We start from the raw sequence: 16632 nt of genomic DNA, 5'->3' as shown, positions 1-16632 counted from the left end.
GCGTCGCGAGCCGAACAGTCATCGTGTTAGGAGCTCTAAGGCGCGATCACCTACCCGAGCAAGCGCGTGCTGTCCTCGACCGGTCCTGACACGGTCGGCGACGCGGACTGGAGCCGCGCCGCGTGGCAGGTGATGCAGGAGGAGTCTGCCGCGATCGCCGAACTGGCGGGAGAACTCGGCATCTGGGTCGCGTTCGGGTCGCCGCACCGGCTGTCCGGGTCGAACCGCCCGCACAACAGCCTCTACGTGGTCTCCGACCAGGGCAGCCTGGTCGGCCGCTACGACAAGCGTTTCCTGTCCAACACCGAGGTCCGGTTCATGTACACCCCGGGAACGGAACCGCTGGTCTTCGAGGTCGACGGCTTCCGCTTCGGATGCGCGCTCTGCATCGAGGTCAACTTCCCCGAGCTGTTCGCCGAGTACGAGCGCCTCGACGTCGACTGCGTGCTTGCCTCGGTGATGGTCGACGACGCGGCCCGCGCGGTCGTCGCCCAGGCCTACGGCACCCTCTACGGCTACTGGCTCGGCTACTCCGTGCCGGCGCAGTTCAGCGCGACCGCGCCGGCCGGGCTGGTCGCGCCGGGCGGCCAGTGGATCGCGCGCTGCGACGGGGACGGCAGGCCCGGCCTGGCGATCGCCGACCTGGACCGGGACGCGAAGGACGCCGACATCGACATGTCCCTCCGGCTGGCGCGACCGTGGCGCCGCACGGCACGGGCGGGCCTGTACGAGGACCGCGTCGTGCACGGCGACCCGAGGAGCGACGCGCGAACCGCGTTCTGACGGCACGGCACCAGGCGCAGTGGTCGGCGGCGCCAGGTGGGCGCGGTCGCGTCGATCCGGTCAGGCCCGGCGCGGACGACTACTCCGTCGACAGGCGGCGGGTCGACTCCCTACGTTCCCTGTGACGGGCGTGCAATGGAACGCAAGGGGGCGTGGTGACGGACATCGAGATCAGGGACTTCGAGATCGAGTCGGCAGGTGCGGACGATCTGCTCGGCTACCACCGGATCGTCGCGGCGAGCCAGCAGGTGGACCTGCCGGATGATCCTCCGCTGACCTACGAGAACCTGGTCGGCCGCCTGCGCAATCCCTTCACGGGCTTCGGGCCGCTGCGACACTGGACGGCGCATCGCGGCGGCGAGATGGCAGGCGTGGCGAACATGTACTTCCCGGAAGTGGAGAACAGCCACCTGGTGATCGCGAACGTCAGGGTGCACCCGCAGTCTCGCGGCCAGGGAATCGGCAGCACCCTGGCACGCGCAATCGTGCCGGCGATCCGGGCCGACGGCCGCCGCCTGGTGGAGTGCTGGCAGGTGCCCAAGGGCGGCACCGGCGATTCGTGGGCCACCAGGCTCGGCTTCGAGACCGTGCACGAGACGGTCCAGCAGGTGTTGCTGATCGCGGAGGCCGACACGTCACTGTGGGAGGTGGCCGCGCCAACGGGCTATCGCCTTGAGCGGTGGATCGGCGCCGCACCCGACGCCCTTGTGGCGTCCTATGTTCAGGCACGAGAGGCGATTCACGATTCTCCGCTCGGGCAGTCGAGCATGAGTAATCCACAGTGGACGGTCGACCGAATGCGTGCGGCCGAGGCCGAACGGCGACGGCTCGACGTCGAGTCGCGGACCGTGGTGGCCGTGCACGAGGCCACGGGCACGGTCGCGGGGCTCACCGAACTAGAAGTGCAGCCGCACCAACCGACCTGGGCCTTCCAGCGTGACACCGCGGTGCTCGCCGCGCACCGGGGCCACGGCCTCGGCAGGTGGATCAAGGCGCACATGGCGCGGTGGTTGTTGGCCGACCGCCCCGACCTGGAACGCTTCTGGACCACGACCGGCGCTGTCAACACGCACATGATCCGGGTCAACCACCAGCTCGGCTTCACCACGACCCGGAGCGCGATCGTCCTGACTCAGTCCGTTGCGACGCTGGCGGCCCGCCTCGAAGCCCAGCCCTGACGGCCTGCGCCCGCTCGCCCCCGACACCTGCCGGCGGGGGCGAGCGGCGCGGCGAAGGTCAGCCGACCACGCTCTCCGCGAGGACCTGGCGCAGGAACTGGCCCGTGTAGCTCTCCTCGACGTCGGCGATCTCCTCCGGAGTGCCCTCGGCCAGCACGAGGCCGCCGCCGGAGCCGCCCTCGGGGCCCATGTCGACCAGCCAGTCCGAGGTCTTGATCACGTCGAGGTTGTGCTCGATCACGATCACGCTGTTGCCCTTGTCCACCAGGCCGTTGATCACGCCAAGCAGCTTGCGGATGTCCTCGAAGTGCAGGCCGGTGGTCGGCTCGTCGAGGATGTAGACCGTCTTGCCGGTCGACCGCTTCTGTAGCTCGCTGGCCAGCTTCACGCGCTGCGCCTCGCCGCCGGACAGCGTCGGGGCTGGCTGGCCGAGCCGCACGTAGCCGAGCCCTACGTCCACCAACGTTTGCAGGTACCGGTGGATGGAGGTGATCGGCTTGAAGAACTCCGCGCCCTCCTCGATCGGCATGTTGAGGACCTCCGAGATGGTCTTCCCCTTGTAGTGCACCTCGAGGGTCTCCCGGTTGTACCGGTCGCCCTTGCACACCTCGCACGGCACGTACACGTCCGGCAGGAAGTTCATCTCGATCTTGATGGTGCCGTCGCCGGAGCACGCCTCGCAGCGGCCGCCCTTGACGTTGAAGGAGAACCGCCCCGGCTGGTAGCCGCGGACCTTCGCCTCGGTGGTCGCCGCGAACAGCTTGCGGATGTTGTCGAACACGCCCGTGTAGGTCGCCGGGTTCGACCTCGGCGTCCGACCGATCGGCGACTGGTCGACCTGCACCAGCTTGTCGACGTGCTCAAGGCCCTTGACCCTGGTGTGCCGGCCGGGCACCTGCCGCGCGCCGTTGAGCTTGTTGGCCAGCACCGTCGCCAGGATGTCGTTGACCAGCGTGGACTTGCCCGACCCCGACACGCCGGTGACCGACACCAGGCAGCCAAGCGGGAAGGACACGTCGATCCCGCGAAGGTTGTGCTCGCGCGCGCCGACCACGGTGAGCTGCCGCTTGCGGTCGGTCTTGCGCCGGGCCGCCGGCAGCGGGATCCGCTCGCGACCGGACAGGTACGCCCCGGTCACCGACTTCTTGTTGTCCAACAGCTTCTTGTACGTGCCGCTGTGCACGACCTCGCCGCCGTGCTCGCCAGCGCCGGGGCCGATGTCCACCACCCAGTCGGACGTCCGGATGGTGTCCTCGTCGTGCTCGACCACGATCAGCGTGTTGCCGAGGTCGCGCAGCCTGGTCAGCGTCTCGATCAGCCGGTGGTTGTCCCGCTGGTGCAGGCCGATCGACGGCTCGTCCAGCACGTAGAGCACGCCGACCAGGCCGGAACCGATCTGCGTGGCCAGCCGGATCCGCTGCGCCTCGCCGCCGGACAGCGTGCCGGACGCCCGGTCCAGCGAGAGGTAGTCGAGCCCGACGTCGAGCAGGAACCGCAGCCGCGCCTGGATCTCCTTGAGGACCGCGCCGGCGATGATCGTCTCGCGCTGGCCGAGGTGCAGGCCCTCCAGGAACTCCGAGGCCTCCCCGACGCTGAGCGCACACACCTCGGCGATGGACATCTCGCCCTGCGTCGCGTGCTCCAGCGTGACCGCGAGGATCTCCGGCTTGAGCCGGGACCCCCGACAGGTCGGGCAGGGCACCTCCCGCATGTAGCCCTCGTACTTCTCCCGCATGTACTCGGACTCGGTCTGCTCCTGCCGCCGTTCGAGGAACGGGATGACGCCCTCGAAGTTGGCGTAGTACGAGCGTTCCCTGCCGTAGCGGTTGCGGTAGCGGACGTGCACCTGCTCGTCGATGCCGTGCAGGACCGCCTTCTGCACCTTGGCGGTCAGCCGCCGCCACGGCGTGTCCATCCGGAACCCGATGGTCTCGGCCAGCGATTCGAGCAGGCGCTGGAAGTACTCGGCGGTCTGCCCGCCCGCCCACGGGGCGACCGCGCCGTCGCCGAGCGACAGCTCGTCGTCCGGCACGACCAGCTCGGGGTCGACCTCCTTGCGCACGCCGATGCCGGTGCACTCCGGGCACGCGCCGTAGGGCGAGTTGAAGGAGAACGAGCGGGGTTCGAGATCCTCGATGGCGAGCGGGTGACCGTTGGGGCAGGCCAGGTTCTCGGAGAAGCCGCGATCGCGGTGCGGGTCGTCCTCCGGCAGGTCGACGAACTCCAGCACGACCAGGCCGTCGGCCAACCGCAGCGCGGTCTCCACCGAGTCGGTGAGCCGCTGCTTGGAGCTCGCCTTGACCGAGAGGCGGTCGATCACGACCTCGATCTCGTGCTTCTCCTGCTTCTTCAGCTTCGGCGGCTCGGCGAGCGAGTGGACCACGCCGTCGATCCTGGCCCGCGCATAGCCCTGCGCCTGGAGCTGGGAGAACATGTCCAGGTACTCGCCCTTGCGACCCCGTACGACGGGCGCGAGGACCTGGAACCTGGTGCCCTGCTCCATGGCGAGCACCTGGTCGACGATCTGCTGCGGGGTCTGCTTGCTGATCGGCTCGCCGCAGGTCGGGCAGTGCGCCTTGCCCGCCCGCGCGTAGAGCAGCCTGAGGTAGTCGTAGACCTCGGTGATGGTGCCCACGGTCGAGCGCGGGTTGCGGCTGGTGGACTTCTGGTCGATGGACACCGCGGGCGACAACCCCTCGATGAAGTCCACGTCCGGTTTGTCCATCTGGCCGAGGAACTGGCGCGCGTAGGCGGACAGCGACTCGACGTAGCGACGCTGCCCCTCGGCGAAGATCGTGTCGAAGGCGAGGCTGGACTTGCCCGATCCGGACAACCCCGTGAACACGATGAGGCTGTCCCTCGGCAGGTCGAGGTCAACGCCGCGCAGGTTGTGCTCGCGGGCGCCGCGAACGACAAGGCGGTCGGCCACTGTGGTCCCTTCGGAAGCGGTGTGCCGAGTCCGGCGAGCTGTCGGCGCCTGCTGGCCGCCAGCAGGAACCGCGTGCACATCGCCCGAACATATGTTCGAGGACAGTACAAGGTGCAACGGAACCGGGCTCGCCGGGGTTCTACTAGTTGTGGACGGCCAAGCTAAGGCCGCCACCCATGCTAGATGGCGGCACCGACAAAACCCGGAGCCCGCCTCACTCAGCGGTCAGCTCGGTGTCGCGCGTCTCCCGTGACATGACGTAGACGATCAGGCTGACCAGGCACAACGCCGCCAGGTACCAGGGAAAGACCCAGCCGTGCCCGGCCGAGCCGAGCGCCTCGACCAGGTAGGGCGCGGTGCCGCCGAACGCCGCGACGGTCAGGGCGTAGGGCAGGCCGATGCCGGCCGTGCGCACCTCGGTCGGGAACAGCTCGGCCATCGCGGCCGGGACGACCGCGCCGTAGCAGGCGAACAGCACGAGCCCGGCGGACATCGACACGAACAGCGACCACGGAGAGGAGTTCATCAGCAGGAACAACGGGACGGACAGCAGCACGTAGCCAGCGGCGAACACGATCAGCAGCGGCCTGCGGCCGATCCGGTCGGACAGCAGTCCGAAGGCGGGCAGGACGGCGATGAACAGCAGCTGGGCGGCGACCGACGCCCAGAGCGCGCTCGTCGCCGGCACGCCGTGCGCCGACCTGGCGTAGGTCGGCAGGTAGACGGCGAAGGTGTAGTACGCCGTGGTCGCGCCGACGGTGAAGCCGATCACCCGCAGCGTGGCCCTGGGGTGTCGGCGCAGCGCCTCCAGCGTCGGCCGGGCCACCCTGCGCTCACTGCCGGCCAGGTACACCTCGGTCTCCTGGAGCCTGCGCCGCAGGTACAGGCCGTACAGCGCGAGCAGCGCGCCGATCGCGAACGGGATCCGCCAGCCCCAGTCGGTCAGCGCGGCCTTGCCGAGCGTGTTCAGCAGCAGCGTGGCAAGCAGGGTGGCGCCGAGGGTGCCGAACGCGTTGCTGACGTAGACGATGCTGCCGTAGAGGCCGCGCCGGCCGGCCGGGGCGAGCTCGACGAGGTAGGTCGTCGAGGCGGCGAACTCGCCGCCGGTGGACAGGCCCTGCGCGACGCGCGCGACCACCAGCAGCACCGGGGCGAGCAGACCGACCTGCGTGTAGGTGGGCGAGACGGCGATGAGCAGGCTGCCGCCACCCATCAACACCACGGACAGCGTCAGGCCGGCCCGCCTGCCGTGCCGGTCGGTGAACGCGGCGAGCAGCGCGCCGCCGAGCGGGCGGAAGAAGAAGCCGACCGCGAGGACGATCAGCGAGCTGAGCACCGCCGTCGCGCCGGTACCGCCCTTGGGGAAGAACTGGCCGGAGAAGTAGATCGTGAAGATGACGTACGCGTTCCAGTCGAACCACTCCAACGCGTTGCCGATCGCGGCGGCGACCAGCCCCCGCCTGCGCTGGGCCGCGTCGAGCGGCCGGCCTAACCCCTGAGCCCTGGCCGTGTCCGTCATTGGCTTCTCCCTGTCCGCGTGTTGACGTTGAACTGGTACTACCGGTTGGTAGCGGACACTTCTAGTCTTGAAGTCCGTCACTGATCACGCCTCAACGTCGGGGAGGGGCGCGATATGTCCACCGCCGAACCTGAAGTTGCCGCAGACCTCACGGGAGACACCGTGCCGCCGCCGCGCGAACACTCGGAGGCGGCCAGCTCCGCGAGGCGCGGGATGGCCGCCGTGGCACAGGCGACCTCGCGGCTGTACGAGCTGGTCGAGGAGTTCGACCACGCCGCGCTGCGCGAGCCGAGCCTGCTGCCGGGCTGGAGCAGAGCGCACGTGCTGAGCCATCTCGCGCGGCAGGCCGACGCCCAGGTGAACCTGCTGACCTGGGCGAGAACGGGTGTCGAGCATCCCGCGTACGCCAGCAGGGCCGACCGGGACGCCGACATCGCCGAGGGCGCGACGCGGCCGGTGCAGCTGGTGCGCGCCGACCTGGAGGCCGCGTGTCAGCGCCTCGCGGTCGCGGCCGAGCAACTGCCCGCCGCCGCGTGGGAGGCCGAGGTGACGAACTCGGTCGGCCAGCCCGTGTCGGCGTATTCGCTGCCGTGGGCCCGGCTGCGCGAACTGTGGGTCCACATCGTGGACCTCGATCGCGGCGTCGGGTTCGACGACGTGCCGGCCGAGCACGTCGAGGTGCTGATCTACGACGCGGTGCTCTACTACGCCGTCAAGCCGGGGGTGCCCCCGGTGCGGCTCACGGTCGACCTGCCCGGCGGCCGTCAGGCGGTGTGGGAGCTGGGCGAGCCGACCGAGAACTCCGCCGAGGTGCGCGGCTCGGCCAACGCGATGCTCGGCTGGCTGACCGGCAGGGAGACCGGCTCGACGTTGGTCGGCCAGCCGCCGACGTTGCCGGCCTGGAGGTAGCCAAGCTCGTCGGCGACCCACCTGGCGCGGCGCAGCCGGAACGCGAGCGCGAGCCGCACGACCACGGCCGTGAGGCCGCCGTCCTCGGTCAGCCACCGGTACACGGGCCGTTCCACGAAGCGGGTGAGCAGCCAGCCGAGCAGCACGGCCGAGCCGAGGAAGCCGGCCAGCGCCGTCCACGGGCCCGCGCCGAACTCGACCAGCCGGTCCATCACGACGTAGCCGATCTCCTGGTGCACGAGGTAGACGCCGAAGGAGATGCCGGCGAGCCAACCGGCCGGCCGGGCGAGCGCGGCCAGCGGGCCCCAACGCCAGTCGGGGCCGCCCGCCGCCGCGCACACGCCGAGCAGCAGCACGCCGAGGCCGATCGTCGAGGGCAGGTCGTCGCTGTGCACCCACTGCACGGTGAGGGCGGCGGCGAGCATCGCGGCCAGGTGCGCGCCGTGCAGGCGGCGGCGCGACCACAGGTAGACCGCGATGCCGACGGCGAACAGGTGCGCGCGGTGCATGGCGAAGCCGTCGAACAGCGTGCGCAGCGGGCCGGGGTCCTCGGTCCACTCGCGCAGCACGACCGGGCCGACCACCAGCGACCACAGCAGCAGCCGAAGCCCGACGCCTCGGCCGAGCGTGCGGGAGTAGAGCAGGGCGGCCGCGACGAAGCCGAACACCTGGACCGGCAGCGTCCAGTAGGAGAAGTCGACGAATCGGACGTCGGGCAGCCAGTTCTGGAGCAGCAGGATGTTGAGGACGACGTCGCGGGGTTCCAGCTCGCTCCAGCCTGCGGGGGCGACCCAGCGCAGCAGCAGGTAGGTGCCGACGACGGCGACCGCGTAGGCGGGCAGCACCCTGGCGAGCCGGTTGCGCAGGAATCGGGCAGGGCGGCCCTTGGCCAGCGAGGCGCAGGCGAAGAAGGCGGAGATCACCACGAGGGTGCTGGCGCCCATCTCCAGGGAGACCGTGAACGGGGGGCGCCCCAGCTCCGGGTGGTTGGCCGGGCCCGCGTGCGTGGCGTGTTGGAGAACGACCGCCAGCACGGCGAGCACCCGAAGAAAGTCCCAGCTCACCCTGCGGGGGGACCGCGGGCCGGCGCCGGCCGGCGCGGTGGTGGCTGAGGAGGTCAACACGAGCAGTCGTAACCCGTTCCGGCGCGAGACTTGGGTGATTCTTGGGCGTTCCGTGACGCCCTGATCACTCTACGACCACAACCTGTAGGGACGCTGAAGGCGTGCGGCGGTGTGGCGGGACCGACTACCGTTGGCCGTTGTGCAGGTACTTGAGGACTACACCGGTCACGTCGAGCCCGGCGGTGCCGCCGCGCGGCGCACGCTTCCCGAGCTGACGATCACAAAGGTGTCCGTCGGGCCGATGGACAACAACGCCTACCTGTTGGTGTGTCGCCGCAGCGGCGAGGCGCTGCTGGTCGACGCCGCCAACGACCCCGAGCGGTTGTCCGACCTGATCGGCCACGACGCGAACCGCCCCCAGCTCACCACGATCGTGACCACCCACCAGCACGGCGACCACTGGCAGGCGCTCGGCGCGGTGGCGGGCGCGAACGGCGCCAACACCGTCGTGCACCCCGAGGACGCCGCCGCGCTGCCCGTCCCAGCCGACCAGCTGGTCGAGCACGGCGACACGGTCCGATTCGGCGAGATCGAGCTGACCGTGATCCACCTGCGCGGCCACACCCCCGGCTCGATCGCGCTGCTCTACCGCGACCCCGAGGGCCACCCGCACCTGTTCACCGGCGACTCCCTGTTCCCCGGAGGCGTGGGGAAAACGACGTCGCCGGAGAACTTCACGTCGTTGATCAACGATGTGCAGTCGCGGTTGTTCGACGTGCTGCCCGACGACACCTGGTTCTACCCCGGCCACGGCGACGACTCGAAGCTCGGCGAGCAGAAGCCGCACATCGACGAATGGCGCGCCCGCGGCTGGTGAGCTGTTTCTGTGGCGGGGCCGTCTGAGCGATCAGGCGGCCCCGTTTCTTTAGTCCGAAGCTCTCTAGTTCTGGAGCATGGGGCGGTTGACCGGCACGATCGTCAGCAGTGCGTCGAGGTCGACGAAGTCCTTGGGATTCGTCGTGTACAACGGCAGCCCCTCAGCGACCGCGATCGACGCGATCATCAAGTCCGCGAACCGACCACGCGGCTTGCGGCCCGCTCCGATCACGGCCGCGGCAACGCGGCCGTAGATCCGCGCGGCTTCGGCGTCGAACGGGATCGCGTCGAACTCGTTCTCCACACGTTGGAGAATCTCCAGTCGACGCGCCCGTTCCGCATGCTCCTCGTAGACGCTCTGCTCATCGTTGCCGCGGACCTCATGCGGCCCGGCCGACAGCTCGGCCAGCGTGATCGCGCTGATCGCCATCTCGTCGGGCAGCTCGGTCGGGTCGATCCACCTGCGCAGGATCACGATGTTCGTGTCGAGCAATCCCTGCTCGTGGCGCTTACCGGTCATACGGGCTGTCCGCCTCGTGATCGATCGCGGCTTCCTGGTCCGCACGGAAGATCTCGATGTCGACGCTGGGCGCGTTGCGTGACATGGCGGCGAACTCCTGTCGAGGAACGAACCGTCGACGGCGGCGCAGTGGGATCAATTCCCCGATCCGGTGGCCGTCACGGGTGACCGTGAACGACTGCCCGTGCTCGACCGCGTCCATGATCTCCTTGGACCGGCTCCGCAGGTCGCGCTGGGTGATCTCGGGTTGGATCGACATGCCACCAATCATACCCAGGTGTGCCACACGGTGCTACCTGGTGGCATGGTCACCGCTGCCCCGCCGTCGAGATGACCATGAACTACGCAGCCATCAGACCACAGGCCGACCGTCCAGATGACCACCGCAGTACCGTCCAGATGACCGTTGATCTTGCTGCTGAGGCATACTGAAACCAGGCCTCAGCAGCCCCACCACTTGATTCCCCACCACGCCGAGTCGCTGGTCCACGAGGCGCCCGACGACACCCGAGTCGTGTTGGTCAACGGCGCTCGCCAGGCCGGCAAGAGCACGTTGACCAGGCTTGCCACGAACCGTCAGCGATCAGTTCTCCGCCTGCTCGACGATCCCACGACGCTGCGTGCCGCCAAAGACGACCCCACGGGGTTCGTAGAGCACGACAGCCTGATGGTCATCGATGAGATCCAGCTGGTCCCAGAACTTCTTCAGCCGATCAAGGTGTCGGTGGATCTGGATCCGACACCCGGCCGCTACCTCCTGACGGGCTCCTCACGGATCCTGGCCATGCGAACCCTCCCCGACGCGCTGCCCGGCCGTATGGAGGTGATCGAACTCTGGCCGTTCTCCCAGGGAGAGATGCACGGAGCGCCCGACCGGTTCGTGGATGCCGCGTTCCGGCATGGTCCCGGGATCGATCACTCATCCGAACTGCGCCGCCGCGACTACAGTACTCATGGGGAGACCGCGAGCTGATGCGGTGCCGACGCAAAGGCGGACGAACCGCCGGGTCGGTGACCAAGTGGGTCGCCATGGCCACGTCCCATCACCTCGGACACGTATCCAACAGAACCGCGACTGACCTCTGAACCGGCTCTTTCTCATGCAGCGTTCAGTCCGGGACTACTTGGGCCAGCTCTCTCATCACTCCAGCCAGCTGATGCGTTCACCGCTGTGGTGACACACTCTTCCCGGGTGGCTTGGGGAAAACGACGTCGCCGGGGAACTGCGACTCGCTGCTCCGTTTCGCCTTGTCGCGGTCCGCGATTCGCGATACGCGCCGCAGAGTCTGAAGAGCCGCCTGCCGCCGCCTCACACGGCTACGACCTCAACCATCTGTTCCAGGCCCTTGAAGTCGCGCTCGTTGCGTGCGTAGAGCGGCAGCCCTCGGGCTGACGCGATGGCGGCGATCATCAGGTCGATGCGGCGCGGCTTCGGGTCGCGTTTCGTTTCCAGGGTCAGCGCCACCAATGTGCCGTACCGCGTCGCTGTGTGCGCCAGAACTCAGGGGGCGACCGCCAACAGGTCGGCGATGAGATCCGGGAGCACCAACTCCTCCTGAACATGGATGCCGTGGTGTTCGAGCGCCGGGCGGAGATCCGGGTCCCAGGCGGCATCAACGGGTCGACCGGCCAACGTGCCACCACGGACCGACGCCAGGGCGGCGAGATAGGCCGGCGCGTCGAACCTCCATGGGCGCCAACCGAAACGGTCACGCAGTGTGTTGCCGATGCGGACACCGCCCCAGTCGAAGTCACCGTGGTAAGAGAACTGGGCGCCGGTCTCGGCGAGCAGGTCCAGCAGGCGAAGCACCGCTGCCGATGGCTGCCCGCTCAGACACACCAGCGGCGGACAGCGCGGCCCCAACTCGTCGGCGGCGGAGGCGAGCACGATCGGGTTCTCGCAGACCCACACGTGGCCGTCGCGGACGCCGAGATCGGGCCGGTCGCGGTTGAGCTGGCGCAGGGTCAACGCGACCGGCTCGCCGGCTTCCCTTGCCAACGAGACCATCCGGCCCACCAACGTCGTGACGCCTCCGGGCAGCCCCACGCACAGCACGGACGACGACAGCTCGTCCCGGTGCACCCCAACGGCAGCCCAGGAGGACCGGCGTTCGAAGGCGGATCCGTCACCAATCGGGGCGGCGCCGGCCAGCACGCGGACCGCTGCGAGCATCAGGGTGGCCAACGGCTTGCCGTCGTCCAGCCCGTGTGCGTCGCCGGTGGTCTCGGCGGCCAGACGACCCAGCGCGACACCGGCGGCGGGCAGCCGATCGAGCACCCGCACAAGTTCGGCCACGAGCGTCGCCGCATCGGCGGGACCGGCCGTCAGTCGACGAACCATGCCCGTGGCATCCAGCCACGCACGCCATGCGGCCAACTCCGGCCGTCGCTCGGCCAACTCCGCGAGCGGCTCATAGACCGCCATCCACGCCGTCGCCTCGGCGGCCCGATCCCGCACCGTGCCAAGGAGAGCTCGGGTTGCGGCCGCGAGCCCCTCCGGGGCGGCGCCGCTGGCGCGAAGCACCGCGTCGACCTCCTCCAGCGAGACAGTGAGCGACCGGCCGCTCCCGGCACGGCGACCGAGTAGCCGTTCGACCGCACGCCGCTGTTCAACACCGGCCGAGGCCAGAGTGACCGTGCCGACGACCGGCTTGCCGAGTTCGAGCCTGCGGCGCACCCGGTCCACCAGCCAGGCGGTGTCCTCGCCACCGAGCAGCCGGCGCACACGTGGCTCGTCCACCGCACCTCCTACTCGAACAGCACGGCGGTCTGATCGCCGGTCGGCGCAGCCACCGGCCGTTCCGGCACAAACGGCACCGGTCGCTCCGCCTCGACCCGCTCGCGACCGTCCCACCGCCACGGCGTGACCAGCACCGCGTCGATCCCGTCCCGACGGGCGAGCTGGGCGATGGCAAGCCCCGGCACCTGCGGATAACAGCCCCACTCGCGCTCGCTTGTCATCATCACATCCAGGTCGAACGCGGCCAGCAGGCCAAGGCACTTCGCCCGCGAGTCGTCGTCCACGCCAGCGAACGCCTCGTCCAGTGCGACAAGCCTTGGCGCGTGTGGGTTTCCGGACGAGGTGTAGAACGACGACGCGGCGGCGAACAGCGGCACCGACGCAGCCAGCACCCGCTCCCCACCGGACGCCGGACCTGACGCCGGACGCCACTGGCCGTCCTGGTGGCGCTGGATGGCGAACTCGTGCCACCCGCGATAGTCCAGCGCGCGAGTCAGCTGGTCAGCCCAGCCGCCAGCGGCATCCTCGGTGTGCTCCCGGTTGATCTGCTCCTGGAGGAAAGCGCCGACCGCCGACCGGTCCTCGATGGTCCACGCGTCCGCCGTCTGGCGGAGCAGCCGATCGCGCACGCGGGACAGCCCCGCCGGCGCGGTCCGCGCCACCCGCCACTGGAGTCGCAGCCGCATCCCGGTGGAGGTCGGCCGGTCGGCCAGGTCGGTGTTGATCGCCGCAACCTGCTCCTCGGAGCCGGTGATCAGTTCCTGCAACGTGCCGGCCACCTCGTTGACCAGGTGGTTCTCCAGTATTTCCCGCTCCTTCGCGGACAGCAGGGCACCCCGCTGCTCGGTCTCTGCCGCCAGGCCGTCCACCAGGTCGGGGACGTGCTGCTTGCGCCCTTGAAACAGCACGTCCACCACGATGACGCCATCGCGAACCGTCATGCCGACCGAATGGCCGTGACGCGACAGCGTGTCAGTGAGCACCTTGTGCTCGGCCGACACCCGTTGTTGCACCAGTTCCCACGGCCGGTCGCCGTCGTCGACAGCGTCCAGTGCGGCGTTGACAGCGCGGGCCACCCCGACTGCCGACCTCGGTGTCCATTCCTCGGCCGGATCGGGCACGTCGAGGTCGGGCAGCACGGTGTGCAGCAGCCCGGTGCCGACGAAGGCACGCAACGCGACAATCGCCTGGTCCCGCTCGGCGGCTGCGACGGTGATCGACTCGCTCAGCGTCTCCCTGCGGCCGTTGGCCGTGCCTCGCTCGTCGCGAGTTCGTCGCTCGTCCTCCCGCGCCCGCCGCTCGTGCTCGTCGCGCTCAGCCAGTTCGGTCGCCACCACATCCAGCTTGCGGTACAGCTCGTCGACGCCGGCACCGGCCGTCTCGACCAGCACCCGGTGCCGTTCGGCCGCGACATCCGCGTCACTGCGGGACCGCTCCGCCGCGGCGACAGCGTGTTCCCGCAGTTCCACGGCCGCGTCGAGTTCCAACTCGGCATCGCCGACGTCATCGCGCGCCCGGTCGGCCGCTCGCGCAGCCGGCCACAGACCAGCCAAGGCGACGCGGTAGTCGCCGACCGCGGCCCGAACGGCCGCCAGTTCGCCCGAATCCGTCGGCAGGCCGACGTCGCCGGCGAACTCGGTGGTCTCCGCCCACGCGGTCCGAGACAGCTGCGCCCGCTCGGCAACCGTCGCCTCGGCCTCGGCCAGCTGGCCGTCCACGCGGCGCCTGGTCTCGTGCTCGGCCGCGAGCTTGACGTGCGCCTCCCGCAGCTCCGTGTCCGGCGGCTGTGCCAGGTGCTCGGCGGCCAGCGCGGCGGCCCGCTCGGCCAGTTCGGTCTCGATCGTCGACAGGTGGTCGAGCTGAGCCAGGATCGCGGCCGACTGCCCGCGCAGCCGATCCAACCGGGCCCGGCGGGCTGCCTCCCGTGCGCCCTCTCCGAGGTAACCTGCCGTCTCCTTGTGCCAGGACCCGCTCAGCGGCCCGTTGGCGAACCGGCCGTCCACGCCGACCCAGGTGGTCGCGCCGGGACCAAGCCCGATGCCCGCCAGCACGGCGGTCACCGCGGCGTCAGTGAGCGTGGCCGCCTTCGCGTCGGCCCGGTCGATGGCCGGGATCAGCACCGCCGTCAGATTGCCGCCGGGTACGACCGCACCGGCATGCACCACGACGTCGTCGACGGCGTCGCGCAGCTCACCCTCCGGCGTCACCCAGGAGTCCAGGATGCCAGCCGCTTCCAACGCGGCCTCGATACCGGCCCGGTGCTCATCGGGCAGGCCCTCGGCGAAGTCCACCACCCGCCACAGCGGTGCGCCGGGCCGGTCGTTTCTGCCCTGCTGGTCGCGGAGGTACGGGACGGGCGGGGCGTCGTGGCCGCCCTCCTCCAGCCGAGCGATCTCCTCGGCGACCTCGTCGCGCGCCCGTTCGGCGTCGGCCCTGCGGCGGTCCGCATCGGCCTGCGCTCGGCCGAGTTCGGCGGTGGCCGCTCGGACTGCCTCATCGACGGCCGTGGCTGCGGGGTTCGGGCCGGCGGGGGCCTCCGTCCAGGCGTCCAACGCGGCGAGCACGTCGTCCTGGTCCAGGATCCGCACGTGGCCGGCCCCGGCCAGGTAGTCGGCGTATGCCGTCAGGAGCGCACCGGCACGTTCGGACGTGACGCCTTCGGCGACAGTGATCCGGTCGATGGCGGCCTGCCGTTCGCCGGTGACCCGGTCCAGCTCGACTCGTGCGGCCCGCAGCGCGGCCTCCGCCGCGTGTGCCCGCCCCAGCAACTGCTCCACTCGGGTGATCGCCGTCGCCCGCGATTCGATCAGCGCCATGCCGGCCCGATCGGCGTTCGGGTACGGCGGCTCGTCGGCCGCCAGCGCGGCCAGCACCGAGGCGTGCGCGGCGGTGATCAAAGCCGCGTTGGCCGCGTTGGCCGCGGCGTCCCGCGCGGACCGCAAGGCCGCGTCGTCCGTCTCTGCCGTCTGTCGTGCCTGCGCCAACTGACGTTCCCGGCGCAGGGCCGCGTCGGCGGCGGAAGCCCGATCGGTCTCCCGCGCCGAGGCGAACTGAGCCAGCCGCTGGGATTCCTGGCCCGCCATCCGCAACGCTTCGGCGTCGCGCATCTCCGGACTCTCCTGTAGGGCGGCGCGCCGCGCCTCAAGGGTGTCCCTGGCACCGGCCAACTCGTCGAGCCGCCGCTGCACGGCCTCCAACGCCTGCGTCGCGTGCTCGTATGCCGTGTCGGCCTCACCGAGTTCCCTGCCGAGCTGTTCGTAGCGGCTGTGCGTCTGGCGCAGTGGCGTCGCGCCACGTTTGGCCGCCACACCCGCGTACCTGCGATAGTGGCCAAGGAACTTCTCCGCGGCGGCCTTGGCCTCGTTCAGTCCGCGCAGCGCCTCCCGTTCCTCGTCCAGGCCGCGGAACGCCTCGGCCACAGTGGTCACCAGTGCCGGGTCCAGCGGCGGCAGTGCCTCGGTCAGCGCACGGGACACGAGCTTCTCGTCCGGCTTCTTGGACAACTGCGGTTGACGTAGCTGAATCAGCAGATTGACCAGTGCCTCGTAGCGGTGCGTGCCCAGTCCGAACAGCGCCTCGTCCACCGCCCGACGGTAGTCCGACGCGGTGTCGTAGACGGCACCGTGGCCGTCCACGGCGTCCCGCAGCTTCTCCCTGGTCAGCGCCACCCGAGTCGGGCTGAGCAGCGACAGTTCCGGCCCGACGCGCTGGCTGGTGACGAAGAACCAGTGCCGGGCGATGCCGCGCCCCGCGACCGCCTTGAGTCCGGCACCGATCGTGCGGTATTCGGCCGTGCCGTCGCCACGTTGCCGACCGAATTCCAGCCAGGTGTAGCCGAGTCGTTCCGAGTGCGGATGTCTGCCGCCCAGCAGCAGGTTCCACTCCATCCGCTTGTTCCGGTCGCCGTCGGGCTCGACCCGGTGCGGGGCCAGTTCCCCGTCCAGCAGGAACGGCAGCGTGAGCGCGAGAACCTTGGACTTGCCGGTGCCGTTGTTGCCGCGCAACAGCAACCTGCCGTCGTGGAAGTGGAACTCCTCGACGTCGTAGTAGAAGAGATCGACCAGGCCAGCGCGAAGCGGCTGCCAGCGCTCACGGTGTGGGGTCGGCATTCCGG

The 16632-nt window shown here is 70.1% G+C and carries 12 protein-coding genes and 1 pseudogene; 5 read left to right on the top strand and 8 right to left on the bottom strand.

Annotated features, from left to right (window positions below; translation table 11 throughout):
• Positions 1 to 66: 66 nt before the first annotated feature.
• Positions 67 to 783, top strand: a complete 717-nt coding sequence (locus tag F0L68_RS26535) for a carbon-nitrogen hydrolase family protein (protein WP_223199153.1) — start codon at positions 67 to 69, stop codon at positions 781 to 783.
• Positions 784 to 938: 155 nt separating this feature from the next.
• Positions 939 to 1961 (top strand): GNAT family N-acetyltransferase, encoded by a 1023-nt coding sequence (locus tag F0L68_RS26530; RefSeq protein ID WP_149852531.1) that lies wholly within the window; start codon positions 939 to 941, stop codon positions 1959 to 1961.
• 58 nt (positions 1962 to 2019) lie between these two features.
• Here F0L68_RS26530 and uvrA read toward each other — a convergent pair whose 3' ends face one another.
• Both uvrA and F0L68_RS26520 read right to left on the bottom strand, forming a co-directional pair.
• The gene (uvrA, locus tag F0L68_RS26525; RefSeq protein ID WP_149852530.1) at positions 2020 to 4890 is read right to left on the bottom strand and encodes an excinuclease ABC subunit UvrA; all 2871 of its coding nucleotides are present in this window, start codon (positions 4888 to 4890) and stop codon (positions 2020 to 2022) included.
• Between the two features lie 214 nt (positions 4891 to 5104).
• Complete coding sequence (locus F0L68_RS26520; protein ID WP_149852529.1) at positions 5105 to 6409, bottom strand: MFS transporter; 1305 nt, start codon at positions 6407 to 6409, stop codon at positions 5105 to 5107.
• A 114-nt stretch (positions 6410 to 6523) separates the two neighbouring features.
• On the opposite strand from F0L68_RS26520, the gene F0L68_RS26515 reads away from it, so the two are divergent.
• Complete coding sequence (locus F0L68_RS26515; protein WP_149852528.1) at positions 6524 to 7318, top strand: maleylpyruvate isomerase family mycothiol-dependent enzyme; 795 nt, start codon at positions 6524 to 6526, stop codon at positions 7316 to 7318.
• Between the two features lie 131 nt (positions 7319 to 7449).
• Here the strand turns inward: F0L68_RS26515 and F0L68_RS26510 are convergent.
• Positions 7450 to 8382 (bottom strand): annotated as a pseudogene (locus tag F0L68_RS26510) (acyltransferase family protein); the annotation flags it as partial.
• 199 nt (positions 8383 to 8581) lie between these two features.
• Here F0L68_RS26510 and F0L68_RS26505 point away from each other — a divergent pair.
• Positions 8582 to 9259 (top strand): MBL fold metallo-hydrolase, encoded by a 678-nt coding sequence (locus tag F0L68_RS26505; protein ID WP_149852527.1) that lies wholly within the window; start codon positions 8582 to 8584, stop codon positions 9257 to 9259.
• Between the two features lie 63 nt (positions 9260 to 9322).
• Here F0L68_RS26505 and F0L68_RS26500 read toward each other — a convergent pair whose 3' ends face one another.
• Both F0L68_RS26500 and F0L68_RS26495 read right to left on the bottom strand, forming a co-directional pair.
• Positions 9323 to 9778 carry a type II toxin-antitoxin system VapC family toxin gene (locus F0L68_RS26500; RefSeq protein WP_149852526.1) on the bottom strand — a complete coding sequence of 152 codons (456 nt, stop codon included), beginning with the start codon at positions 9776 to 9778 and terminating at the stop codon, positions 9323 to 9325.
• On the bottom strand, positions 9768 to 10037 hold the full coding sequence (locus F0L68_RS26495) for a type II toxin-antitoxin system Phd/YefM family antitoxin (RefSeq protein WP_149852525.1): 270 nt from the start codon (positions 10035 to 10037) through the stop codon (positions 9768 to 9770). Before F0L68_RS26495 ends, F0L68_RS26500 begins: the two co-directional genes overlap by 11 nt.
• Before the next feature lie 198 nt (positions 10038 to 10235).
• Between F0L68_RS26495 and F0L68_RS26490 the strand changes: the two genes are divergently transcribed.
• Positions 10236 to 10751 carry an ATP-binding protein gene (locus F0L68_RS26490; RefSeq protein ID WP_188316848.1) on the top strand — a complete coding sequence of 172 codons (516 nt, stop codon included), beginning with the start codon at positions 10236 to 10238 and terminating at the stop codon, positions 10749 to 10751.
• A 336-nt stretch (positions 10752 to 11087) separates the two neighbouring features.
• Here F0L68_RS26490 and F0L68_RS26485 read toward each other — a convergent pair whose 3' ends face one another.
• Genes F0L68_RS26485 through F0L68_RS26475 form a run of 3 tightly spaced genes read right to left on the bottom strand, consistent with a single transcriptional unit; the run spans position 11088 to position 16627 of the window.
• Positions 11088 to 11243: a PIN domain-containing protein gene (locus tag F0L68_RS26485; RefSeq protein ID WP_223199151.1), complete on the bottom strand. Its 156-nt coding sequence runs from the start codon at positions 11241 to 11243 to the stop codon at positions 11088 to 11090.
• 36 nt (positions 11244 to 11279) lie between these two features.
• The gene (locus tag F0L68_RS26480) at positions 11280 to 12518 is read right to left on the bottom strand and encodes a TIGR02679 family protein (RefSeq protein ID WP_149852524.1); all 1239 of its coding nucleotides are present in this window, start codon (positions 12516 to 12518) and stop codon (positions 11280 to 11282) included.
• Positions 12519 to 12526: 8 nt separating this feature from the next.
• Positions 12527 to 16627: a TIGR02680 family protein gene (locus tag F0L68_RS26475; protein WP_188316842.1), complete on the bottom strand. Its 4101-nt coding sequence runs from the start codon at positions 16625 to 16627 to the stop codon at positions 12527 to 12529.
• Positions 16628 to 16632 lie beyond the last annotated feature (5 nt).

It is taken from the genome of Solihabitans fulvus (genome assembly GCF_008386585.1).
Classification (GTDB): domain Bacteria; phylum Actinomycetota; class Actinomycetes; order Mycobacteriales; family Pseudonocardiaceae; genus Solihabitans; species Solihabitans fulvus.
Note: the sequence above shows the minus strand (reverse complement) of the source record. Positions and strands in the feature narration are given on the sequence as shown.